We start from the raw sequence: 25,808 nt of genomic DNA, 5'->3' as shown, positions 1-25,808 counted from the left end.
TGGTTACCCTGTCCTATCAGATCCTGAAACAGAGTTCAGGATGACTTCAGTATAATGAAAATCAAACCCTAAAACTGCACGCCCCAGCGTTCCTCAATCCCCAATCCAAACAATGCAAAATCATACTTTACGGGATCAAGCGGATCAAATTGTTTTAGCCTTTCGGTTAGTTCAACGGCGGTTTGCCAATCGGTTTGTTTGCGGGTGATGAGGAGGAGTTTGCGGGACACCCGGTCCACATGCAGATCAAGAGGGCAAATCAGGTCTGCAGGTTTGATGCGGTTCCAGATGCCGAAATCTACACCATTATCGTCCTTGCGAACCATCCAGCGTAAAAACATATTGAGTCTTTTACAGGTTGATTTTTGTGAGGGCGAGGACACGTGTTTTTTTGTACGATGCGGGTAATCTGGCAGAGAGAAAAAATACGAACGAAAGTAATTTAGATGATCTTCGGCCCCACAGCCCCCTAAAAGGGGAGCTTTTTGATTTACCTCCTGTTGTTCCCCCTTCAGGGGGTTAGGGGGCTTGGGAATAAAGGCATCTTCCAACGAGTCGAACCGTTCAAAATGATATCTGAAAAAGCTAATGAAGTACAGCGTATCGATATCATTAAAAGTACGGTGCTTAAAGCTAAGGAGCTTTTTAAGATCGGGTTCTTCGTGGTTGATAATGAAATCATAGGGAGCACCATCCATCAGGGTGATGAGTTCCCTGCATTTTTTGATGATGATAACCCGCTGCCCCCAGGCCAGGGTAGCAGCCCAAAAACCCATGATCTCGATATCCTGCTTCTTGCTGAATGAGTGTGGGATAACTATAGGATCATTCTCAATAAACTCCGGACGGTTGTATTGGGCAACTTTAGCGTCGAGAAAGGATTGGAGTGCAGCCCCCCCCGCCCCCTGAAGGGGGAGCTTTTGATTAGTATGCTGGATTGACATATATGCTTATGTCCTCCCCCTTTAGGGGGTCGGGGGGCTCAGTGCTTGTTTCAAATCTTCCAACAGATCCTCTATATCCTCTACCCCTACGCTTAAACGCAACAGGTTATCAACCACGCCGGCTTTTTCACGTTCGGCTTTGGGGATAGATCCGTGGGTCATGCTTACAGGGTGGTTGATCAGGGATTCCACACCACCTAATGACTCAGCTAAAGCAAATACTTTAAATGATGATGCTATGCGGAAAGTTTCCTGCAAATCAGCGCCTTTTAACACGATAGATATCATACCGCCAAAATCGCGCATCTGCTTTTTGGCAACTTCGTGATTTGGATGATCTGTAAAGCCTGGCCAGTAAATCTTTTCTACTTTGGGGTGTGTTTTCAGGAATTCGGCTATCTGGCGGCCATTTTCGCAATGGGCCTTCATACGCAGGTGCAGGGTTTTTATGCCGCGCAGCACCAGGAAGCTGTCCATAGGGCCAGGCGTTGCACCGCAGGCATTGTAAATAAACCAGAGCCTTTTATACAGTTCCTCATCGTTCATCATCAGGGCGCCCATTACAACGTCGCTATGCCCACCGATGTACTTGGTTACAGAGTGCATTACCAGGTTGGCACCCAAATCGATAGGATTTTGCAGGTATGGCGAAGCAAAGGTATTATCCACCACAAAAAGCAAATTTTTCTCTTTGGTTATTTTGCCTATGGCCTCAATATCCACAATCTGCATGGTTGGGTTTGTAGGCGTTTCTATCCAAACCAGTTTGGTATATGAGTTGGTATACTCAGCAACAATCTCGGGGTCAGACAGATCAAGAAAATGAAACTTGATGCCATAGTTAGCGTAAATCTTTGTAAAAATGCGGTACGAACCACCATACAAGTCATTACCGGTAATCACCTCGTCGCCTGGCGATAACAATTTCATCACGGCATCGGTCGCACCCATTCCACTTGAAAAAGCCAAACCAAATTTGGCATTCTCCAATGCGGCCAAACAATCCTCAAGCGCTTTGCGGGTAGGATTAGTGCCACGCGAGTACTCATAGCCCTTATTATCACCCGGCGATTTTTGCCAGTAGGTGGATGTCTGGTATATCGGCGTCATGATAGCGCCTGTAGTTGGATCGGGCTCCTGCCCTGCGTGTATAGCTTTAGTTGCGAATTTCATGCCCCCTAACCCCCTAAAGGGGGAATTTTTGGATGTGCCTCTTTCCCTAAAAAGAGGCCTGTTAACATTATCCTTTAGGGAAGGATTATAAATTTAAGCCAATTTACTTTTGATTACTCATAAAGCCGCAAATCAAAAGCTCCCCCTTCAGGGGGCTGGGGGGCTAATACGCCCGTGCAAATAACACCCTCTGCGTCGACGGCTTGCCCGTCAAAATGCATTTCCCTGCTTCCTGTTTGTTGTCCAAAGGTATGCAACGGATTGTCGCTTTAGTTTCCTCTTTTATCTTTTGTTCGGTTTCGGCTGTGCCATCCCAGTGGGCGCTCAGGAAACCTGGCTGCTCATCCAGCAAGCGTTTAAACTCCTCGTAGGTATCAACCTCGGTGGTGTTTCCTGCACGGAAATCGAAAGCTTTTTTGTAAATGTTGTTTTGAATTTCTTCTAATAAAGCTTCAATATACAGGGGCAAACCTTCCTGGTTAACAGTCTCTTTGGTTTTTGTATCACGGCGGGCCAGTTCCACCGTTCCGTTTGTCATATCGCGGCTGCCAATTGCAACGCGCAATGGAACGCCTTTTAATTCGTACTCGGCAAATTTCGCTCCGGGGCGGTGGGTATCGCGATTATCAAATTTCACAGAAATACCTTTGACCTTCAGTTCCTTTTTTAAAGTATCTACATAGGCAGATATATTATCCAATTCTTCCTGATGCTTGTAAATAGGCACAACTACAACTTGTATAGGGGCCAGTTTTGGTGGCAGTACCAGGCCAGCATCATCGCTGTGAGCCATAATCAGCGCTCCTATTAAACGGGTAGATACGCCCCATGAGGTTGCCCAAACATGTTCAATTTTATTTTCTTTATTGGTAAATTTCACATCAAACGCCTTGGCAAAATTTTGCCCCAAAAAGTGCGATGTACCGGCCTGCAGGGCTTTACCATCCTGCATTAATGCCTCAATGCAATAAGTGTCCAAAGCACCGGCAAAACGCTCATTAGGGGTTTTGCGGCCTTTTACTACAGGCAGGGCCATCCARTTTTCGGCAAAATCGGCATAAACGTTAAGCATCTGCTCGGTTTCGGCTATGGCTTCTTCTGCTGTGGCATGGGCAGTGTGGCCTTCCTGCCATAAAAACTCGCTGGTGCGTAAAAACAAACGGGTACGCATTTCCCAGCGCATTACGTTGGCCCATTGGTTAACCAGGATAGGAAGATCGCGGTATGATTGAATCCAGCCTTTGTAGGTGTTCCAGATAATGGTTTCGGATGTTGGGCGGATGATAAGCTCTTCTTCCAGTTTGGCATCCTCATCAACTATAATATTTCCATCACCATCATTTTTAAGGCGATAGTGTGTTACAACAGCGCATTCCTTGGCAAAACCCTCAACATGGCTGGCTTCTTTACTAAAAAATGATTTGGGTATCAACAGCGGGAAATAGGCATTGCTATGCCCCGTATCTTTAAACATTCCGTCAAGCACAGCCTGGATCTTTTCCCATATAGAATAACCATAGGGTTTAATGATCATACAGCCCCTAACCGGCGAATATTCGGCCATGTCAGATTTAATTACTAAGTCGTTAAACCATTGCGAATAATCTTCGTCTTTACTAATAACACCTTTGCTCATATTGATTGAATAGAATTTGACTTTGCAATTATTGTATATTGCGCTCAAATTTATAAATTTAAAACTTATTCGAACCCGAACTTTTACAAACCTGAATATGAAACGGAACATTGCAATAGGAATTTTTTTCTTCAGTGCCTTTGCACTGAGTTCCTGCTCTACCCAAAAACTGGCTACCACCGCCAATACCGACGACGTTTATTTTTCAAATGCCAAAGCCGGTGATGAGCCTATTTACGCCACTCAGCCTGTTTACAATCAGAATGATGCCGATAATCAGCAACAGGAAGAAGATAGCGATGATTACTTTTACTATGATGATTATGCATCGCGCATAAACCGTTTCAGTTATTACTCTCCATTTAGTTATTACGATAATTTATATTACGGTTACAGCAATCCATATTACAACGGCGGCTTTAGCTTAGGCTTTAATTACGGCCCATATGGCTATGGCTACTCTCCATACGCTTATGGCGGCGGCTACGGTGGCTGGGGTTTAGGATATGGTTATGGCGGCTGGGGCTTAGGTTTTGGCTCCGGATACGGCTATGGCGGCTGGGGATTAGGATATGGGTATGGTGGCTATGGTGGTTTATACGGCGGCGCCTTTTATGGCGGCGGGTACGGGTACCCGGCCTATGTATCATCGGGTACGCCGCGTCCTGTGCGCGGTACGGGTAGCCCTTTAAGCGGTCGTGGTTCGGTAAGTGCTTATGGTCGTGGTACACGTATTGGCGGTCCGGCGTCAAATTCAAGTTCAAGAACAGGCATAGGTTATATACCGGGTGGCCGGGCAAACCGCACTACTGATGGCATAACCCGCGGTAATTCAAATAACGGTAATAACAGTTACTCCCGCGATTCGCGCCCGGTAAGGCAACAGGATACCAGGCCCGCAACGCAAAGTATTGATCGTTCACAACCTACTCCATCATCTCCATCAAACTCGGGCAGCGGCTCAAGAAGCAGCGGCGGAAGCAGTAGCGGCGGCGGTGGCGGCGGCAGACCAGTTAGACCATAAATTTTATCAGCTTATATCTATGAAAATTAAATATTTACTAAGTGTAATTGCTATAGTAGCATTTACTGAAGATAGTTTTGCGCAGTATTCGCAGGATGCCATTCGTTTCAGCACCTTTCAAACCGGATCTACATCGCGCATTAAGGGAATAGGCAATGCAGGAACAGCTGTGGGTGGCGACCYGAGCTCGATAAGCGGCAACCCTGCAGGCCTCGGATTTTTTACACACTCGGAGGTAAGCATAACGCCCGAGTATAATGGCTCAAAGGTAAATTCAACGTATCTTGGCCAGTTTGGTACCGACAGCAAGAACAACATTAATTTTAGCAATGCTTCGGTAGCAATTTACCAGCGGTTAAATACACCAAAGGGGCGCGATAAAACAAAAGGATGGGTAAGCATTAATTATGGCGCTGCCTATAGCCGCACCAATAACTTTTACGAAAACATAACTTACGGAGGTAAAAACGCATCGAACTCGATAGGTAATTATTATGCCGATATTGCCAATGCAAACGGCCAGGTAAATGAGGGCGGACTTGATGATTGGGCTTATCAGCAAAACCTGATTGATAGCTATAGTACTACAGGAGGCGGATCTGAATATCGCAGAAATGCATTTGGCACGGTAGACCAATTAAGCAATACTATACGCTCGGGCGGGCAATCAGAAGTAAACCTTGCTTTTGGGGCTAATTACAGCAATAAGCTATACATAGGTTTAGGCGTATCATTATCAGATATAAGGTACAACTCATACAGTATATTTAACGAAACAGGCAATGCAAACATACTTGTTAATAATATAGGCACCGATGTAGGCTTTAATTCGGGATTTGTGCAGGACCAGATCACCAAGGGGTCTGGCGGTAATGTTAAGCTGGGCTTAATTTACAAACCGGTTAATGCCCTGCGCCTGGGTGTTACAGTTACCTCGCCAACGTTTTATACTATCGACGACTCCTACGATGAAAGCCTTTCAACCAAATTCAATAACGGAAGCAGCTTTAGTAATGGTCCGCAGGATTATTCTTTATCCTACAACATGCGTACGCCATTTAAATTTACCGGTGGCGCTGCCATATTTATTGGTAAATACGGTTTTATTTCCGGCGATATAGACTACATTGATTATACCACCACCCACATCAGCAGTAACGACAGCTATACCGCCGACTTTGACAACGGTAATATTAAAGCGCTTTACCGCTCAACCGTAAACGCGCGCGTGGGAGCCGAAGCCCGTTTAAACAGCATGTTTTACCTGCGTGGCGGGTATAGCATACAAGGTAGCCCGCTTAAACAAAATGGCAGCGATATTAAAACCGTAACCGGCGGTATTGGGGTAAGGTTTGGCAGTTATTATGTAGATGCTACTTATGCACATTTAAGCGGCAACCAAACAGTTTACCCTTATGAGGTAGGCGCTGCCAGCCCATCAGCAGCTCTTAAAAAGACAAATAACAATGCTTTCCTTACTTTAGGGTATGCATTTTAACGGACAGCAATAATTACAAAAAAAAAACGCCGCCGCATTATAAAATATGCAGGCGGCGTTTCATTTTTAAAATGACTTTAGATTTACGCTCTATTTTTGAACGTAAAAATTATAGGTACCCGAGTCGGAGATATTGCCGTTGGCATCTATGGTAACCACGCGCCAGTAATAGGTAGTATTTGCTCCAACCGTTACATCATTCAAAAAACTATCAGTAATATGGTTTCTGAACAAAGCGGGGTTGTTTGATGGGCCAAAATACACATCGTAAGCAACGATATTTGAACTTACCGAACTTCCCTTCCAGGTTAGATTTACTTTGGTAGTACCCGAATTAATGATAGCGCCAAACGCAGGAGCTGTAATTTCTGCGGGGAAAGGTGCATAAGTAACAATCCCCGCACCGGCGTTGTAAAATTTCCAGGTATCGCTTTTGCTTACAACTGATGACTTATTTGATTTAGCGCTGATGTACCAGGAATAGGGTGTGTTACGAAGCAGTTTTGCCGTTGCATTAGTTGTTGATACGGTTTGGGTAGTTGCGGCCTTTGTTAAAAGATTGGTTATCGTTAAATCATATTTGTCTGTATTTTGCGACGAATTCCATGAAAAAGAAACCGAACTTTCGGTAGCCGACAATACTGTTCCCGTAAGACAAGGCTGATCTTTTAAAGGCGCAGATAAAGTTGCAATGCCTGGTGCGGGCGTGGGTTCTTTTTTTCCGCACGATACAATAGCCAATATTGTTATTAAACTTAAAATACGCTTGATCATTTTTTTACAATTTTATATCCGGATTTATTATTATCGAGGTTTAAATTAAGGTAGTATACCCCATTTGGAAAGCCCGACATATCAAACTGCATCACGCCCGACTGATTTGTATATTTACTATTAAGCACCGTTTTGCCACTCATTGTGTTAACTATGTTTACGCCTATGTTATTAATAGTTTGGTTACCAATATTCACGTTAAGCACATTTTGAAATGGATTGGGGAATGGAATAATTTTATCGGCCACTACAATAACTTTTTCTATTACGCCCTGGCATAAGTTATCGGTAGTGATACTTAATTTATTGTATCCTGTGGCAAGCGGTAAGCTTATCTGCTTTTCAGTTGTATTATAGGTCATACTGTTTAACACTATCCGGAAAGAAGTTCCGCCATCCAACTGTAAATTCAGGTTATTTAGCTTTTGATCAACAGTTGAATAAACCGACAGGTCCTTAGGTTCGGTAACCTTTAACTGGAAACATTGGCTGTATATTTCACCGTCGACCGAAAAACAAATAGTGTAGTCACCCGGCGAAAGATTGTTTATAGAAAGTGAATCGGTAAAAGGATAGGATTTGTTAAGGTTATTGCCCGAAAAAGCTGCAGAATATTTGAGCCGCTGCTGCGCAGCTATGTGAATAGATCCATTATTGCTGCCTTTACAGGTTGCACCGGCAATACTTATTTTAAAGTTACCAGGTGGCAGCTGCAACTGCGATAAAACACTGGTATACAATGAATACGTGGTGTAATTATTAGCTGTTATTGCTACCGAATATCCTCCAGTTTTTGTAGCTACATAGGTATTGGCTGTAGCCCCGCTGATGTCTTTTCCATCTGCGGCCCACTGGTAAGTATAACCGGTAGATGGGGAAGCCGATAGCGTAACACTGCCCCCGTTAACAATAGTAGTTGAACCCGTGGCTGTAATAACAGGTACAGGGGCCACAATAAGCTTACCGGCAACGTAGTTAAACGAATAATTTTTAGCATCGGCTCCTTTTACCGTTATGGGATAAGTACCGGCTGCCGAACCCGAAGTAGCTGTTGTACTAATGGATGGCCTGGTAATTAATACAGTTGTATCCTCGGCATAAACAAAGCCGTTAAAACTGACCGTTAAAGGCGGATTATCTTTTAGCGCGGTTTTTATTTTATCATCGGCAGTAACGGTTAAAACCGCCTTATTAACCGTTAAAGGCTGACTAACCGGCGTAGCAGCTTTATAATTACTATTACCATCCTGATTGGCGGTGATAGTAGTGATGCCGGCACCGATAATATGAATTTTGTTGCTCACAATAGTTGCAACAGCAGGATTACTGCTGCTGTATTTTATAGCAATCAGCGTATCGGTACTTGTTGCCGGTGGTGTATAATCAGCATTGCCATAGGTAACCGGCGATAGTTTATTAAACGTAATGGTTTGCGAAGCAATACCAACACTTATAGTAATTTTATTATTTCCCGAACCACTATTATTATAGGCTGTTATTATATAATCTTTAGCGGCGGTAACGGTTGTGGGGGTTCCAACAATTGTGCCTGTACTATCAATACTTAAACCAGCGGGCAGGCGGGGGCTTACAATATAGCCATTAACAGCTACTTTCCGAATCCGGTCGTTACCTGGGTCGGCAATCAACAGGTTGTTCTGCCCGTCATAAGTTAAACCCATACTTCCCCTATAGCTGCTTAAAGTATCGGTAGCATCGTTAAAAGTTCTGTATGAGCCACCAGAAAATGGGTGCGACCCTATTTGTTTACCACTACTATCAAACTGTATTATACCAAAAGCCTCTACAGTTGACAGGTATACCCGGTTTAAGTTATCAACAGCAATACCGTAAGGTGATGTATAGGTAGTATCAGTAAAAGTACTAACCGCGCCTGGGTTACCAGGAAAAACCTGCCTTATACAGTTATTCCCCTGATCGGCTACATATATTACTCCATTCTTATCAACCGCGATGCTGTACGGTATTTTAAAAGTTGCCCTTGTGGTAATTCCGTCTGCACGTCCAGGCGCACCTGTACCGGCTATAGTAGTTACGTCTCCCTGTGGCGAAATCCTCCTTATCTTGTTATTGTAAGTATCTGCTACTATGATACTGCCCGATGCCGGATCAAAAACCAGGCTGTAGGGAAGGTTAAAGCGTGCTGCTGTACCTCGGGCATCTGTATTTCCATAGTTCACATTACCGGCAAACGTGCTTACGAAACCGGTTGGTGTAATCTTCCTGATCATGTTATTGCTAAAATCAGCTACATATACGTTATCGTTTTTATCTACCGTTAGCCCTGTAGGGTAATTGAATCTCGCAGCGGTGTCTTGTCCGTTTTTTGCGCCTTTTTTGGGATTCCCGGCAAATGTACTTACCCAACCTTTAGCCGAGATCTTCCTGATCATATTTAAATTGGCATCCGCCACATACATGTTTCCTTTACTGTCAAAAGCAACGCTTACCGGGTTTTCAAAACGGGCATATTTGGCCAGGGTGTCTTTATAGCCATAAAAACCATTCCCGGCCAGTGTACTTACTTTTGAATAAACCTCATCAGGGATAGGACCACCAGTACTTTTAGGGGCTACCGGATTTATTTTAGTACCAACAGTAAATTTTTGCGGAGTAGCATAACTGAAAGCCGGAATTTGGGCATAACTATTTTTTGAAAAAGTCAGCAGCAGTGTTACAAAAGTTACTAAAAAGTAAATTTTCTTCATATTGTCGGTTTAGGAATTTTCAAGAAAGTTTGAGCTAAAATTTTGTGGAAAAATATCCAAAAAAAACATAACTATCAAATGGTTAAACAGAATGTTTTAAACATATTAAATGCGTATATTTTAATTGACCAAATTATTTATCGGTTATCATTAATCAAAATTACAAAACAGCCTTATTAAAATATCCGGGTACAATATGCTGTACAATTAAAACAACAATGGCTTAATCATTTCCTGATTAAGCCATTGTTGTTTGTTTATTTAATATAAGCCTGTTATATCCCCGAAAGGTCTCCTATCTGCTCGGTTTTTGCCAGCCGCCTGATGTCAAACCCCTTATTTGCGGCCCTTACCAAAAGCTGGTTGTAAGTTTGCTCGTCCAAAGTTGGGCGCCGGCTCATGATCCAAAGCAACTTACGATTGGGGTGCCCTACTACCGCATAGCTGTAATCTTTTGCCAAATCAATTATCCAGTACTTACTTTTGCAAAGCAAGGAAAACTGAACGGCCAGCTTCGAGTTTGTTCCTTTATCGGTTACAAAGGCTTTACCTTCGGTTACCTTAAGCTTGTCGTTTTGTATAGTGCGGTTTTTTACTATTACGCTGCCATCTTTGTTTAGTCCGTAAGTTGCCGAAGTGCATGAGCCAGCCTTTTCAAAAGGTTGAGGGAACGCGGCTATCTCGAACCAGGTACCCAGGTACTTTTTAAGGTCGACATAGTTAACGGTTTCCAATGGTTTTTCTCTGGCTTGCAGTGCTAATGCAGCTAAGCCCAGTACAACAGAAGTTGCCAAAATCTCTTTCTTCATGTAACCATAACGATTAGCATCTCCAAAAAGTTTAACCTATAAGCACATATTTAGCGCTCATATCTCCCTAAAATAATTAATTACCTTTGCCCCAAAGCATTAAAATTGGATATAATAGCTACATTTCTCGATAAAAAAGTTGTCAGCATATTAGGCTGTGGCTGGTACGGACTGGCGCTGGCCAAGGCACTGATCAATGATGGCATGAGGGTAAAAGGATCAACCACATCGCTCCCCAAATTAGCGTCGCTTTTAGGTGATGGTATCGAACCCTACCTGGTTGATTTTTCTGCGGGTAGCAAAACCTATGATGCCRGATTTTTTGATTGTGATATACTTTTAATTGCCATCCCGCCTAAAACACGATCGGGCGAAGGGGCAAATTTTATTTCTAAGATACAACAGATCATCAATGCCATAAAACAGCATGGTGTTAAAAATGTAGTGTTCATTAGCTCAACAGGAGTTTATGCAGATCTGAACGCTGAAGTAGATGAAAATACCGATCCTCAGCCCAATACCGAAGCCGGTAAAATATTATTCGCTGCCGAAAACCTTTTCAGGGATGAAGAAGTATTTAAAACCACCATTATCCGTTTTGCCGGATTGATAGGGCCTGGCCGCAACCCCGGCAGATTTTTTGCAGGTAAAAAAGCCATCCCTAATGGTAATGCACCGGTTAACTTAGTACAACTGGATGATTGTATTGGATTAACGAGGGTAATTATTGATAAAGATGCTTTTGGGTACCTGTTCAATGGCTGTTCACCAGATCATCCTGCAAGATCAGATTTTTATACAAATGCTGCTTTGAATTCAGGGTTTGAAAAACCGGAATTTATTGCAGAATTAAAGGAATGGAAGATTGTTAAAAGCGTGAATGCAGAGATGGTACTGAAATATCAATTTAACGCCGATATTCAAGAGAAAATTTCGCGTTAAGGTAAAAAAGTTGACACTTACTGAAAAATTAAAAAACACAAACAACTGATAATCAGCACAAATAGCGTTCCATCCCTATTTCAATAAAACGTTAACACCTTGACCATCAGCACAAACAGCGTTCCACACCGTTCGGGGTGTTCCACCACGCTGAAATGGAACACCTGGTGCCCGCCAAGAGAATTATCCGGCCTTTTTGGAGGTTAATCAGGCTTTGCAGCCAGGGGCTTGCCGCCCATCACAAAAACCAAATTGCCACCGTTCATGATATCCTTATGGCTTATATAATTCCTTAAGTAAGGCTTACCATTCAGGCTAATGCTTTGGACATACTTGTTAGTTACTGATAAGTTTTGGGCCACAATAACAAAGCTTTTATTCCCGGGTAAGGCAAGGCTGATCCTGCTCAGCTGCGGCGCACCAAATACATACCGCCCATCGGCAGGATTAACGGGGTAAAAGCCCATCGCCGAAAAAATATACCAGGCCGACATTTGCCCGCAATCATCATTACCTGATAGTCCGTCCGGTTTGTTCTGGTAAAATTGATCAGAGATCTGCCTTACCAGCCGCTGCGTTTTGGCGGGATCTCCCGCAAGGGTATACAAATAAGCTATATGGTGATTTGGCTCGTTGCCATGAGCGTATTGACCGATGAGCCCCGTAACGTCCAGCGTTGAGCCTTTGCCAAATACTTTTGAATCCATGCTGAATAAAGAATCGAGCCTGGTTAAGAAAGGCTTCCGCCCACCCATCAGCTTTATCAATCCGGGGATATCGTGCTGTACCTGCCAGGTATATTGCCAGGCATTGCCTTCGGTATAATCACCGCCTATTGCCAGTTGTCCGCTATCCAAGCTGGCAAAAGGCTGCACCCAACTCCCATTTGATAATCTACCCCTCATCAGGTTGGTTGATGTATCAAACAGGTTTTTGTAAAATGTGCCGCGTTTGTTGAAATAGTTATAGTCTGCCGTTTTGTTTAGCGATTTTGCCAGTTGCGCAGCGCACCAATCGTCATAAGCGGCTTCAAGCGTACGGGATACGGCTTCGCGCTTTACACTATCCGATGGCAGGTAGCCGTATTGCATGTAAAGGTCCCAATTGTACTTTGGATTTTTGTTGGTGGTGAGCGTAGCCTTTATGGCTTCAAAAGCCTGCTCTTTGTTAAAGCCTTTAATGCCTTTCAGGCTGGCGTCTACTATCACAGGTATAGCGTGATTGCCTATCATGGCATAGCTTTCCTTACCAAACAAGGTCCATACGGGCAATAGTTTGGTAACGTTGAAATGTTGCAGCATGGTTTCAACCATTTGGCCATCTTTATCCGGGCAGATAAGTGTGTAAAGCGGATGGGCGGCGCGGTAGGTATCCCACAGTGACAATGTTGAATAATACACTTTATTGGCAGATTGATGCACAAGGTCGTCGGCGCCTCTGTATTTGCCATCCACATCTGCAATGTTATTGGGTTGAATTAAAGCATGATAAATACTTGTATAAAAAGCTATCTTTTGTTCATCGGCACCTTCGGATCTTAATCTGCCGAAATAGCTTTCCCAAACTTTAGCAGCATCGGCCTTAACCTGTGTAAACGTTTTATTGGTAGTTTCGGCAGCGAGGTTTTTGCGGGCACTCTCAATACTTACCGCCGAGATGCCAACTTTGGCCTCCACCGTTCCGCCGGGGTTGGTATTAAAATCAACCACCAAACGGCGATGGATATCTCCATCAATAAAATGATAGCCAGTAAATGCTTTGCTGAAACTCGCTGTAAAAAACACCTTTTTATTTACCCATTGGCTCGAAAATGCGTAGCCACTAATACTGGTTTTATTATTGATGGTGATGCTGCCTTCGGATACGTGCTCTTTTAATTGTTCGGCATCCTCAACCAAACCGCTTTGCAGATCTATCAGCAAATGCGATTTGCCGGCTTGATTAAAGGTATACCTGTGCAAACCGGTATGGGCCGAAGCAGTAAGCTGCGCTTTAATGTTATGATCTTTTAATACCACCTCGTAATAGCCTGGTGAAGCTTTTTCTGTTTGATGCGAAAAGCCATTGACGAATTTAGGCGGATCATTCCCCTGGAATGGGAAAAACAACACATCGCCCAAATCTACCCCGCCTGTACCACTTAAGTGAGTATGTGCGAAACCTGTTATAACGCTATCTTCGTAACGATATCCCGAGCAATAGTTCCAGCCAAAATTACCTGTTTCGGGGCTTAACTGAACCAAACCAAAAGGTACCGTAGCGCCGGGAAAGGTATGCCCGGTTGCAGATGTACCAATGAAGGTATTAACATATTTGCCATAGGTTTGTGCGTACGCAAAAAAGCTTGTACCCAAACATGTGAGCACCAACAGCGTTTTAAACAGGCTTTTATATTGCATCATCAACCTGTTAGTGAAACATGTAACGCGCCGGGGCAAGTAATTTACCATTAGCTGTCTTTATTAGTATCAAGTCCTGCATCCGGTTTATGTTGTCGGCTATATAATATCCGCTTAAATTGTAAATTCCTTTTTTAAGGTGCAGCAATGCCTTTTGCGGCTCAACGTAAGTGTTTTTGTTTTTGTAAATAACCGGCTGATCGCCCACAAACAAGGCAGGGCTAACCTCGAAGCCCGAGGTGAGTTCATAATCACCTTCTACGTCAATTTTTATATAGCCGTTCATTTTTACCCAGGTAACGTTGCCATCGGTTACGGGCAATACCATTGGATTGGCGGAATCTATTATAGCCGTTATAGCTACAATGGACGTATCCAGCTTATCAAAACTGATTTCTTTACTTTTTATAAGCTTATAGCTTAAACCAGGCTTTAAATCTGCCGGGGCTATACTATTTACGGTAACATTAACATGCTTTATAGTTGCCACCTGGAAAATGTGCTGTTTGTTCAATGTCCAGGTAGTATAGGTTTTTAGCACCAGGCTGTCTTTGATCATAGCGCTGATATTTACCGGGAAAACCTGCGCCTTTGTACTGCTATCGGGCATTTTACCGTTAACTGAATAACGTACCTGTGCACCTAATAACGGGTATTTAAGCACCATTCCAAACTGGTCGCTATTGGTAACTATGTTATTCATCCCTACAATATCGGGCAGGCGGGCGTTCAAATTCCACAGCTTGAAATAGCCATATTGCTGCTTCATTTTATATTCAAACCTAACAAGATCTTTGTTTTCTTTTGATGACCAGGTGAGTTCGGCCACGGCCAGCGCACGGGGATAAACCATGTACTGCAGGTGCGATGCATCCGGAACTTTTTCGGCCCAGATATTCCCCTGCGCTCCTAAAATATATTCGGCCTCCTCCGGACTTAGTTCTTTTGACATTGGCTCGTAATTGTAAACCATTTGCCAGGTTACCGGCGGGTTCCAGCCTATAGGTTCCAAATTTTCATTAGCCTGCGGGGCATCAAAATACATGTAAGGTAATGGTGTCATCACCACATGATGGTGCATTTTGGCAGCAGCTATACCACCGGCTTCGCCCTGCCAGCTCATTACCGTGGCCGATTCGGCCAAACCGCCCTGCAGGATCTCATCCCAGCCTACCAGTTTCTTATTTTTAGAGAGCAGAAATTTTTCTATCCTTTTGATGAAATAACGCTGTATTTCCTTCTCGTTTTTCAGGCCTTCCTTTTTCATGAGGGCAACTGCTGCAGGGCTTTTCAGCCAGTCTACCATCTCGGCCTCATCGCCACCAATGTGGATATATTGATTGGGAAAGAGCGCGATCACCTCGGTAAGCACATCTTCCATAAAAGTAAAAGTATGCTCACTTGGATCAAGCATACGGACACGATGTTTTGTGCCGGTTGAATCCTGGCAACCCAGTTCGGGATAGGCAAATATGGCTGCTTCGCTATGGCCGGGCATCTCAATTTCGGGCAGTATGGTTACATACCTGGCCTGCGCATATTTGATCACCTCCCGGATATCGTCCTTGGTATAAAATCCATCACGCCCGCCATCTATCAAATTATCCAGCTTGCGAAATTTGCCTTGCTTTTCATAAAAGCTGATATTTGAGCCCACCCCGGTTAACTTAGGATATTTATCAATCTGGATGCGCCAGCCTTCATCATCGGTTAAATGCCAGTGAAACACATTCAATTTGTAATGGGCCATTACATCAATATATTTTTTTACCTCATCAACCGTAAAAAAATGACGGCTCACATCCAAACTCAAACCCCTCCACTGAAAACGAGGCTCATCAGCAATTACACATGCTGTTATTTTTAAAGGAGCAATATTTTTTGCCGGAAGCAATTGGATTAATGATTGTACACCATAAAACAACCCAGCCCCATTGCCCGATATTTTTACGCTGCCGGGTTTTACGTTCATGTTATAAGCCTCCTCTTTGCTGCTTACAGTAGTAAGCAACTGTATAGCAATAGCAGCCGGTATTTTAGCATAAACCTTCAGCTTTAAATTCAGCTTGTAGTTTTGGGCAAGGTAATCCTGCAGGTATTTACCTACTGCCTGGCTTTCTTTATCAACCCCGATAACTGTTTTATTGCTTAAAATAAAGCTGCCTTTTTGCCCGGTTAACTGTAGTGGCTGCGGGATGATATGTAACTGGGCTTTTGCAGATGCAGATAAAGCACAAATTATTATTATAAAGATGTATTTTAATTTGATGATGCTATTCATTTGCAAGGCTTAAATTTAAATCCCGACTGGGTTTGTTACCGTTTACCCGGTGGTTTCATGGTATACACAAAATGGTAAGTACCCGATACCACGTTTATCTGTTCATCATTTCCTGTTTTTTTAATTTCCGTGATGCTTTCTATCGTGTTTATATCAAGTCCGCTCTCAGTCACCTGGTCTGTTACCGATGGTAAAACTACCTGAGCTGTGGTATTGGGTGGTACTACAATATCCAAAGTAAATATGCCATTATCTATGCTCCATGCCGACTTTATTTTGYCGTAAAGCGTTTCCAGTTCGGCCTGGGCACTGGTAAGTTTACCGCCAGGATGAGGCGCGATGATGATTTTATGAAATCCGGGATCGTTTTCATCCGTATTAATACCTGCTATTATCCTATACATCCAATCGCCAATAGCGCCATAGGCATAGTGATTAAAGGAGTTCATTTCCGGGTCCTCAAAAGTACCATCCGGCTTAATGCCATCCCATCGTTCCCAAATGGTGGTTGCACCGTTTTTTACCGGGTATAACCATGATGGATACGATTCCTTCATCAGCAAACCATATGCTACATCACTATAGCCAAAGCGGCTTAATACATGGCAGATATAAGGTGTTCCCAAAAAGCCGGTAGTTATATGTTCATCATAATCATCAATATTTTTCACCAATCTTTTTGCGGCTGATTGCCTCAGGTTTTCAGGCAGCATATCAAAGTTAAGTGCCAGTACATAGGAGGTTTGTGTACCGGATATCATGCGCCCGTTTGGCGTAACATACTCGCTGTTAAATGCTTTTTTTACGTTGTAAAGCAGTTGCGAGTACCTTTGCACATCATCGGTTTTACCCAATACTTTTGCAGCATTGATGAGCAATTGCGTTGAATGTGCGTAAAATGCCTGTGCTATCAGATTTTTATCGGTAAGAGCAGCGCCATCTTCATAATTAGTACCGGCATAAAAAAGCCAGTCGCCAAAGTGGTTACCTGTATCCCAGAGATAATTGCGGCTATGGACCTGGATATATCCCACCCAGGCCTTCATACTTTCGTACTGCTCCTGTAAAACCCGTTTATCGCCGTACGCCAAATAAATATTCCATGGTGCAATAGTGGCCACATCGCTCCAGCCCGACGCTGCCGACGAAGCACTATCCAGCATATTCGGTATCACATACGGTACCGCGCCATTTTTATGCTGATCGGCAGTAAGATCTTTTAACCACTTGGTATAAAACCCGGCAACATCCATATTGAAAGTTGCGGTGCGGCAAAATGCCTGCGCATCCCCTGTCCAACCCATGCGTTCGTCGCGCTGTGGGCAATCTGTAGGTACATCAATAAAATTTCCTTTTTGTCCCCATTGAATATTATGCTGCAACTGGTTAATGAGTGGGTTGGATGTTGAGAATTTACCCGTTTGCGCCATATCCGAATACAATGCGTAGGCGGCCAGGTTAGTTGAATCCAACGGCCCATTGTAGCCAACCACCTTCAAAAACCGAAAGCCCTGGAAGGTAAAATGAGGCTCAAATGTGGCTATGCTATCATCCTTAAAAACATAGGTGATCTCCTGTTTGGCGGTACGCAGGTTTTTAGTGTAAAAATTTCCTTTTTGATCCAGCACCTCGGCATGAAAAAGCCGGAGCGTATCGCCTGCTTTTGCTTTAAGTTTAAACTGTACCCAACCTACCAGGTTCTGGCCAAAATCGACTACCCGCTCACCTGCAGGGGTGGTAAATACTTTAAGAGGTAAAAATTTTTCGTGTTTTTTTACCGTAGGGCCAGCGGTGGCTATCAGGTTATCTTTAATAGTTGAATCTGTTTTAACGGTATCCCAGGTAAGATCGCGGTAGCCAGGCCTTGTCCACCCGGATTTATCTTTGCGGGCATCGTAAACTTCGCCATCAAAAAATGAGGAAGACCTGATAGCTCCGTAACTCGCCCTCCAGCTTTTATCAGAGTTGATCACCGCGCGGGCGCCATTGGTATATAATACCTCAAGCTGACAGAACAGTGCCAGTTTTGTACCGTACACATTTTTTTTACGATTATAAGTATAGCCACGGTACCATCCATCACCAATGGTTACGCCAATTGCGTTATCACCCTTTTGCAGGCTCGATGTTACATCATACACATTGTATTGAATGCGTTTGTTATAGCTCGTCCAGCCGGGTGCAAAGTAATCGGTACCTACCCTTTTTCCATTTAGCTGCGCTTCAAAAACACCATGCGCGGTTATATACAAGTGGGCGGCGCGTATTTTATGATCTAATTTGAATGCTTTACGAAACATGGGAGCGGGACCACCTGTAGTATCAGACTGGTAGGTATTCTGGATCCATTTGGCTGTCCAGTCGGTTGGTTTTAGTAGACCCATCTTCCAAAAGTTAACCATGCTCCACGGGCTTACCTGGTTTTTATTGTTCCAGACTCTTACCTGCCAATAAACTTTTTGCCGCGATGCCAGCATCGGGCCGCCATAATAAATTTGCACCGACTGATCTGAATAGATCCTGCCGGTACCCCAAATAATATCCTTGCCCCGGGTTAATGATACCGCGTTACTACCTACTCTTATCTCATAAGATGTTTGCTGAATGCCACGCTCCTGTGTAACCAGTCTCCAACCGAGGCGCGGGTTGGCTGCATCAACAGATATTGGGTTGTTTTTATATTCACATATCAGGTTATCAATGCTAAAAGGAACGGGGACAGGTTGAACCTGCGAATAGCTTCGGGGGTGTAAAAAAAGTAATAAAACGATACTTAAGCTTGTTTTATTAAACACGCTTATCATTTGAATATAATTCATACCATTAATATAGCTTAAGAACGATTTTTGTTTTAAATACTATACATATTTAGCTATAAAACAGGTAAAAATGATGTGGTAATTGCAATATTTGTTAATAAATGTGTTGGAGTCCTGTAAAAGTTTTCAGCTACGCATGCGGCGTTAATGTTCAAGGTTACCTTCATTTAGCGGATATTGGAAAAGCAGCCGGATATTGGCATAGGCCGCAGAGTTAACGTTCCAGTAAGGTTTTTTAAAGGCTTTTTCCCGGGCGCCGTGGGCCGTCATAATAGCAACTGCTTTGCCGGTACGTATAAGATCAAACCAGCGGTGGTTTTCAAAAGCGAGCTCCACCTGCCTTTCATGCGCTATGGCATCTCGGAAAGCGTCCTGGCCCGAAACGTTTAATGCGGGATCTGCATTGCCTGCTGATTTATCTTCCAGGCCAGCGCGTTCCCTTACAAGGTTTAAATATTTAAATGCATCACCGCCGCCTGCAAAACCCTGCTCATTCAGGCATTCGGCAAGCATCAGGTAAACATCGGCGTAGCGGTAAACAGGAAAATTTTTACCTGTTACCCCCTGAACGGCGCTTGTGGTTTGAAACTTCTTAATAAAGGGTAAATCAACACCGTATTCATCAGAGGTGAAGTCAATCAAAGAAGCATCCCTCCTGTTATCGCCGTCTTCATAGGCATTAACCAGGTCCTGTGTTGGAATATTCCAGCCGTTTTGCGCACCATTGGCTATCTCGAACCCGGTAACATCAGAATCATAATAATCCCAGGGAATAAATGTATCTACAAAATCGCTGCCCAACCCGTTGGGGCCTTCAATATACTGAATCTCAAATATCGATTCGGGGCCGTTCTCCTTTGTAATATCAAAATTATCTGCGTAGTCAGCGTTCAAACTATACACGTTGGATGAAATAATGTTCCGCAGCAAGGGTATAGCCAGGTCAAATTTCTTCTGGGTCATGTACACCTCGGCAAGCAGGGTTTCAGCGGTGCCCTTAGTTACCCTTCCCTTATTGGCTACCCCTGAATATCTCACCGGCAATTTAGCAATGGCAGCCTGGACATCGATAATAATGGCTGCATAAACAGCATCAACTTCGGCCCTTGTGGCCACTTTATAAGCCTCGGTTACCGACTCAACCTCCTTAAGCACCAGCGGTACCTTGCCAAACATACGCACAAGGTTAAAATAGTTAAAGGCGCGTAAAAAACTGGCCTGGCCTCCTATAGTATCGGCAACAGCAGCATCAAGTTTGGCTGCAGGCAAGCGGCCTAAAATTGCGTTGCAGCGACCAATACCTGTATAGCTGGCTTCAAAAAAAGCACCAACCATATCGTTATTGTTTAATTYCCTGAATTCGTCTATCTCCTCTTTGTTTGTACCTGATCGGTCGTAAGGATCAAATTCATAGGAGGTATTATCAGACCGCATTTCGCCCAATGCCCAAAAGCTGCCATTGTACAGGCCCTGCAAAGGCGCATATGCCCCATTAATTGCCTGGGTAAATTGTGCTTGTGTTTTGAAAAAATTGGTGGTATTTTGAGTATTTGTTGGTTGAAGATTAAGATAATCCTTTTTGCAGCCGGTTATACAAAAGGCCGCAAGGACAACAAAAGCACATATGTATTTTTTCATAATTCCGGTTGTTATGGTTTTACCATCGTTTGTTTTAATGCCCATTTTTTAAAATGTTACATTACACCCCAAGTTGTACACAGCAGCAACGGGGTAACCTGTAAAATTCACGTTTGGCGAAAGCGATCTGTTTCCCAATTGGCCTTCTATACCAACTTCGGGGTTGCCGCCTTTATAGCCCGTTATAAGTATGGCGTTTTGCGCACTGAAATACACCCTGAAATTTTTGCTGAACTTTGTTTTAAAGTTGTACCCAAAATCGATGTTCTTAACTGCTAAGTATGAGTTACTTTCAACCCAATAAGATGGGTAATAATCGCGGGCCAGGTTAGTATTTGAAACCGTAGTTGGCAAAAAGCCATCACCGGGATTGCTTGCAGACCGCCAGCGGTGAATAACAGATTCTTCGACGTTAAAAACACCGTCAAGGTTGGTGGTAAACTGTTTGTACATGTTAAACACATGCCCGCCTACCGAACCGGCGGATATGATGTTCATATCAAAGTTTTTGTAGGAGAAATGATTATTGAAGCCAAAAGTAAATTTGGGCCATGGGTTACCAATATTGGTTTGGTCCTGGCCGTCAATTACCCCATCGTTATTGATATCCTTGTACCTGATGTTTCCAACCTGCTCGCCATCAAAATGCGGGTATTTATCCAATTCGGCCTGGTTTTGAAAAATCCCTTCAAAAATATAACCATAAAACTGGCCTAATGGTAAGCCTACTTTAGTAATACTTGTTGGGTTATCATTTTTAGGTGCATCAAATATTTGTACGGTTGGCCCCAAATCAAGTACCCTATTACGATTGAACGATATGTTAAGATCAGTTGACCAGTTGAAACCCCGGCCAACAATATTTTTTGTAGTTAAGGTAAATTCCCATCCCCTGTTACGCACATTGCCAACGTTTGATAAAGCATAGCTATGCCCCGAAACTATTGGAATAGGGATATATTGCAGCATCCGTTGTGTGTACCGGTTATAGTATTCTGCAATTAAATAAATGCGGCCTTTAAGTAACGAAATATCCATACCTATATCAAGCTGTTTCGTGGTTTCCCAACCAAGTTCAGTATTTCCGATCAAATCGGTTTCAGAAGCGCCGGGGGCAAGTCCGCCGCCAAATGTATAATTGGCAACATCAACAACCGGGATGTAATCATAGTAACCTACATCGTTATTACCGGCAAGGCCATAACTGGCGGTAAACTTCAATTGGTCAATCACTGTTGATTTGGGGAAAAACGATTCGTCGGAAACGCGCCACCCGCCGGATACTGAGGGGAAGGTGCCCCACCTGTGCCCGGGAGCAAACCTCGACGAACCATCGCGGCGGATAGATCCGCTTAAAAGGTATTTATCTTTATAGGCGTAGTTAACCCTGGCAATTAATGATTGCAAACGCCATTCTGCATCGCTGGCATCCGCTGTAATAATAGTTGCATTACTTACCGACCGTATGGCATCATCAGGAAAGCCGGTACCAAAAGTAAAACGGTTATGAGAGTTTTCCTGTTGTATAGAGTAATCGGCCAGCGCAGTTAAACTATGACTGCCCCAGCTTTTTTTGTAATTGATACTGTTTTCATTAAGCCAGTTAAAAACATTCGAAGAAGTAAAAGACGCTACTGCTTTTTGCTGGTTACCATCACGATTGGGGACATTGAAGCCTCCAAGAAATGATGGTCGGTAATAATCCTGCGATTTGGTTTGAAAATCGACCCCGAAAGTTGATTTTAGATTTAATCCTTTAATAATTTCGTAATCGATATAAGTATTGGCGAGGGCGCGGAATTCGGTGCGCTTATTGGTTGTATTTACAAGCGCACTTACCGGGTTCACATTTTGAAAGGTGCCAGGCGAACCCACAACGTTGGTATATGACCCATCCGGTTGTTTTACCGGAACAAGCGGGCTTTCCAGGTAAGCCTGGCTCAATGCAGCCGAAAGAAAGTGGCCGTCTGTTTCCTGTAAATTCCTAAAACTATACGTAGGTGCTATATTAAACCCTACAGTTAAATTCTTAGCTATATCAGCATCAATGGTGGCCTTTAATGAATACCTTTTGAAAGCCGTATTCAACACAGTACCTTGCTGATTAAAATACCCCAAAGAATACAATGACCTTACTTTTTCGGTACCGTTGGCTATGGAAACATCATAATTTTGCATGGGAGCAACCCTGGTTACAGCGTCAAACCAATCGGTACCTTTACCAAGTGACTGCGGATTTTTATATTCATCCGGGATAGGATTATTTGTGCCATTAACGGCGTTTGCATCTTGTATGGCTTGTGTACGCCATTGGGCAAATTCAGATGCCGTCATCATTTTAAGCTTGCTCTTCGGCAATATAGATTGTAAGCCAGTTGACGTATTGACCGTAACTGACGACTCACCCTTTTTCGCTCTCTTGGTTGTTACCAGGATAACACCATTTGCTCCACGCGAACCATAAATAGCTGTTGAAGCCGCATCTTTTAATACACTTATATTTTCGATGTCATCGGGATTGATAGTACTTAAGGGGTTTGAATACTGATCGAACCCCGGGGAAATAGGAAACCCGTCAATCACATAAAGAGGATTATCGCCCGCTCCTACCGAACCCGCCCCGCGGATGTTAACAGAAACGCCGCCGCCCGGAGTACCTGTTACCTGGTTAACGGTAACGCCGGCAAGCTGACCGGCAAGCTTAAGATCAAGACTTGCAGCCTTAATCTCCTTAATATTGGCCATTTTAACCGTACCTATCGCGCCTGTAACATCTTTCCGTTCCTGGTTACCGTAACCAACCACCACAACCTCACTCATTTGCTGGTTATCTTCCTCAAGGGATACATTAATTACCGTTCTTTTACTAACCGGTTCTTCCCTGGTTTTGAAGCCCACAAACCTAAAAACCAATACCGCGTTATCATCAACCCGGATACTGTATTTACCATCGACGCCGCTTATTACACCGGTATTTATTCCTTTGACGACAATGCTTACACCCGGTAAAGGCTGGTTGGCATTATCAAGTACCTGCCCGGCAACAATTATCTTTTCGGGTACAACCACCTGTTCGTACTTTTTATTTACAATAATGGTTTTGTTATCAATAATATAGGTAAAAGGCTCGTCTTTAAAACACTCGCGCAGTGCTTCATCAAGTGTGGCATTTTTTAACGCCAGGGTAACAGGTTTGGCCTGCTTAATTTCCTTGTATTTGTAAAAAAAGTAAAAGCCGCTTTGCTTTTCAATAGCAGTAAATACTTTATCAATAGCGGTATTGGTTGTGCTTAACGTTATGGTTTGCGAATAACTTTTGGCGCTAAGCTGTAAACAGCCAATCAAAATCAGGATAACCGTTAACTTCATGGTCAAAAACAGTTTGGAGGTTAGTGTACCGGGGACAGAAAATACTTTACCCCTAAAGTTTAATTGCATAACTTCGTTGCGGTTTGGGTTAATGTGTCTGTGAAGGAACCTCAGGAAAAACCTGGCCCATACGTTTTAGCCGGGAGTATTGCAGTACTCCCGGCATTTTTGTAGGTTAGGTAGGTGTAGGGTGTTAGTAGATAAGTCTGTTTTTTTTCATAGGTAGATGGTTTAACTCAAGGTAATTGTTATTAATTGATATGGTTAAGGTGATACTATTATCTTTTTGTCTTCAACTTTAAAATGGACATGACTAAGCTCCAGCACGTGCAACACTTGCGATAGTTTTACATTCCGCTCAATTTTTCCAACAAACTCATCATCGGGTATTTTGCCTGTATAAATTACCTCGATATCGTACCAGCGTGAAAGTTGTTTCATGATATCCTGAATACCGGAGCGGTTAAATTCAAAAATGCCATTTTTCCAGGCGACGAATTCTTCGGAATCAACATCTATAACCTGTATATTGCCGCCTTTAATTATACCCTGCTGACCTGGTTTTAACAAATTGCTGGCCGCACCACTGGTTAGTTGTACAGAACCTTCCAGCAAGGTAGTCCTGATGGCGTCCTCATCGCCATAGGCATTAATATTAAAGTGGGTACCTAAAACTTTTACGTTAAGGGTATTAACATTTACTTTAAAAGGTCTGGATGGATTTTTGGTAACCTCGAAATAAGCTTCACCGCTTAGTTCAACATTCCGCTCATTACCTGCAAAAGCCGTGGGAAATTTAATAGATGAAGCTGCGTTGAGCCAAACATTAGTCCCATCGGGTAGCATCACCTGGTATTGGCCGCCACGTGGTGTACTGATTGTGTTATAGGCTACTGGCTCAGCGGCCGATGAATTTTTTTCACCGTCAGCCACATAAATAAGCTGCCCATCTTTTGTCTTTTTTATACTGATGTTACCTTTTTGGGCAAGGGTGCCGATTCTTGCGGAATCGAGCACCACTTTCTCGCCGTTGTCTAAGGTTAGGATTGCTCTATTTCTACCAGGATCAACATCGTGCTTAATAGCGGTGTTATTTTGTGCCGTTAGTGGACTCTTTGCAGCGTGTTGAAAGCTGTAATAAATCCCGGCACTTATAAACAGGAGCGCTATGGCAGCGGCAATATTCCGATAGGCAAAAAGCCGGAATACTTTTGGTTGATCTTGTTTTTTTGATTGCTGAACAGCGCTTTTCAAACGTTGCAGCATTTTATCTTCCAGTTGTTGCTTTACACCGAGTGCCCGCTCATCCCAATCTTCGTTGGTTTGGAAGCTATCGAATAAGTCCATCAACAGTTGCACCTCATCATCGGTAGCCTGCCCGTTGAGGTATTTATCAATCAATTGTTGGAATTCGTGCTTTTGCAAAACCTGGCTTTTTATAAGGAGAGTATAAAAACTGGGGTATCCCCTACGCAGAGAGAAAAAATTATTTATAATTTGCAAATACCCCAACTAATGAGGCAAATGTGTTTCATTTGATTTCATTATTCATAATTTCAACACGTATATTTGTTTGAAAGACACGTACCATGACGACAAAACTGACATTAACCGTAGAAGAAAGCACTATAAAAAAGGCAAAGTCTTACGCTAAAAATACAGGAAGAAGCTTGTCTGAGTTAATTGGAAATTACCTTGAAACTCTTACAGAAGATAACCAAAACAAAAACCAGCTTTCTCCCAAATTAAAAAAAATAGTGGGGTCTGTAAAGC

General features: G+C 43.3%; 16 protein-coding genes. 4 read left to right on the top strand and 12 right to left on the bottom strand.

The window, feature by feature from the left end; all coding sequences use genetic code 11:
* Window positions 1-68 precede the first annotated feature (68 nt).
* The 3 genes from AC1DPZ_RS05490 to proS all read right to left on the bottom strand — a co-directional run bounded on the left by AC1DPZ_RS05490 (window position 69) and on the right by proS (window position 3,753).
* The gene (locus AC1DPZ_RS05490; protein WP_477401803.1) at window positions 69-944 is read right to left on the bottom strand and encodes a TIGR02757 family protein; all 876 of its coding nucleotides are present in this window, start codon (window positions 942-944) and stop codon (window positions 69-71) included.
* A gap of 21 nt (window positions 945-965) precedes the next feature.
* Window positions 966-2,117, bottom strand: a complete 1,152-nt coding sequence (locus AC1DPZ_RS05485) for a cystathionine gamma-synthase (protein WP_477401802.1) — start codon at window positions 2,115-2,117, stop codon at window positions 966-968.
* Between the two features lie 163 nt (window positions 2,118-2,280).
* On the bottom strand, window positions 2,281-3,753 hold the full coding sequence (gene proS, locus AC1DPZ_RS05480) for a proline--tRNA ligase (protein WP_477401800.1): 1,473 nt from the start codon (window positions 3,751-3,753) through the stop codon (window positions 2,281-2,283).
* 97 nt (window positions 3,754-3,850) lie between these two features.
* Between proS and AC1DPZ_RS05475 the strand changes: the two genes are divergently transcribed.
* Window positions 3,851-4,777, top strand: a complete 927-nt coding sequence (locus AC1DPZ_RS05475; protein WP_477401798.1) for a hypothetical protein — start codon at window positions 3,851-3,853, stop codon at window positions 4,775-4,777.
* Between the two features lie 19 nt (window positions 4,778-4,796).
* Window positions 4,797-6,275, top strand: a complete 1,479-nt coding sequence (locus AC1DPZ_RS05470) for an OmpP1/FadL family transporter (protein WP_477401796.1) — start codon at window positions 4,797-4,799, stop codon at window positions 6,273-6,275.
* A gap of 90 nt (window positions 6,276-6,365) precedes the next feature.
* On the opposite strand, the gene AC1DPZ_RS05465 is transcribed toward AC1DPZ_RS05470, so the two are convergent.
* The 3 genes from AC1DPZ_RS05465 to AC1DPZ_RS05455 form a co-directional block, all read right to left on the bottom strand.
* Window positions 6,366-7,049, bottom strand: a complete 684-nt coding sequence (locus AC1DPZ_RS05465) for a hypothetical protein (RefSeq protein WP_477401794.1) — start codon at window positions 7,047-7,049, stop codon at window positions 6,366-6,368.
* Window positions 7,046-9,778, bottom strand: coding sequence for an MBG domain-containing protein (locus AC1DPZ_RS05460; protein WP_477401792.1), 2,733 nt, complete (start codon window positions 9,776-9,778; stop codon window positions 7,046-7,048). Before AC1DPZ_RS05460 ends, AC1DPZ_RS05465 begins: the two co-directional genes overlap by 4 nt.
* Before the next feature lie 275 nt (window positions 9,779-10,053).
* Window positions 10,054-10,587, bottom strand: coding sequence for a lipocalin family protein (locus AC1DPZ_RS05455; protein WP_477401790.1), 534 nt, complete (start codon window positions 10,585-10,587; stop codon window positions 10,054-10,056).
* 105 nt (window positions 10,588-10,692) lie between these two features.
* Between AC1DPZ_RS05455 and AC1DPZ_RS05450 the strand changes: the two genes are divergently transcribed.
* On the top strand, window positions 10,693-11,529 hold the full coding sequence (locus AC1DPZ_RS05450) for an NAD(P)H-binding protein (RefSeq protein ID WP_477401788.1): 837 nt from the start codon (window positions 10,693-10,695) through the stop codon (window positions 11,527-11,529).
* 203 nt (window positions 11,530-11,732) lie between these two features.
* On the opposite strand, the gene AC1DPZ_RS05445 is transcribed toward AC1DPZ_RS05450, so the two are convergent.
* From AC1DPZ_RS05445 to AC1DPZ_RS05420, 6 genes are all read right to left on the bottom strand, one after another.
* Window positions 11,733-13,931: a GH92 family glycosyl hydrolase gene (locus tag AC1DPZ_RS05445; RefSeq protein ID WP_477401786.1), complete on the bottom strand. Its 2,199-nt coding sequence runs from the start codon at window positions 13,929-13,931 to the stop codon at window positions 11,733-11,735.
* A 7-nt stretch (window positions 13,932-13,938) separates the two neighbouring features.
* A complete protein-coding gene (locus AC1DPZ_RS05440; RefSeq protein WP_477401785.1) occupies window positions 13,939-16,209 on the bottom strand; it encodes a beta-N-acetylhexosaminidase in 2,271 nt (756 codons plus the stop codon).
* A gap of 35 nt (window positions 16,210-16,244) precedes the next feature.
* Window positions 16,245-19,028: a family 78 glycoside hydrolase catalytic domain gene (locus tag AC1DPZ_RS05435; RefSeq protein ID WP_477401784.1), complete on the bottom strand. Its 2,784-nt coding sequence runs from the start codon at window positions 19,026-19,028 to the stop codon at window positions 16,245-16,247.
* 144 nt (window positions 19,029-19,172) lie between these two features.
* Window positions 19,173-20,666 (bottom strand): RagB/SusD family nutrient uptake outer membrane protein, encoded by a 1,494-nt coding sequence (locus AC1DPZ_RS05430; RefSeq protein WP_477401783.1) that lies wholly within the window; start codon window positions 20,664-20,666, stop codon window positions 19,173-19,175.
* A 48-nt stretch (window positions 20,667-20,714) separates the two neighbouring features.
* Window positions 20,715-24,104, bottom strand: coding sequence for a TonB-dependent receptor (locus tag AC1DPZ_RS05425; RefSeq protein ID WP_477401782.1), 3,390 nt, complete (start codon window positions 24,102-24,104; stop codon window positions 20,715-20,717).
* Between the two features lie 195 nt (window positions 24,105-24,299).
* Entirely contained in the window at window positions 24,300-25,460 is a 1,161-nt protein-coding gene (locus AC1DPZ_RS05420; RefSeq protein WP_477401780.1) for a FecR family protein, read from the bottom strand.
* Between the two features lie 164 nt (window positions 25,461-25,624).
* Between AC1DPZ_RS05420 and AC1DPZ_RS05415 the strand changes: the two genes are divergently transcribed.
* Window positions 25,625-25,808 (top strand): DUF6364 family protein (locus AC1DPZ_RS05415; protein WP_477401778.1); only part of this gene is annotated, 184 nt, incomplete at its 3' end.

This window comes from Mucilaginibacter sp. P4_G9 (assembly GCF_056400985.1).
Note: the sequence above shows the minus strand (reverse complement) of the source record. Positions and strands in the feature narration are given on the sequence as shown.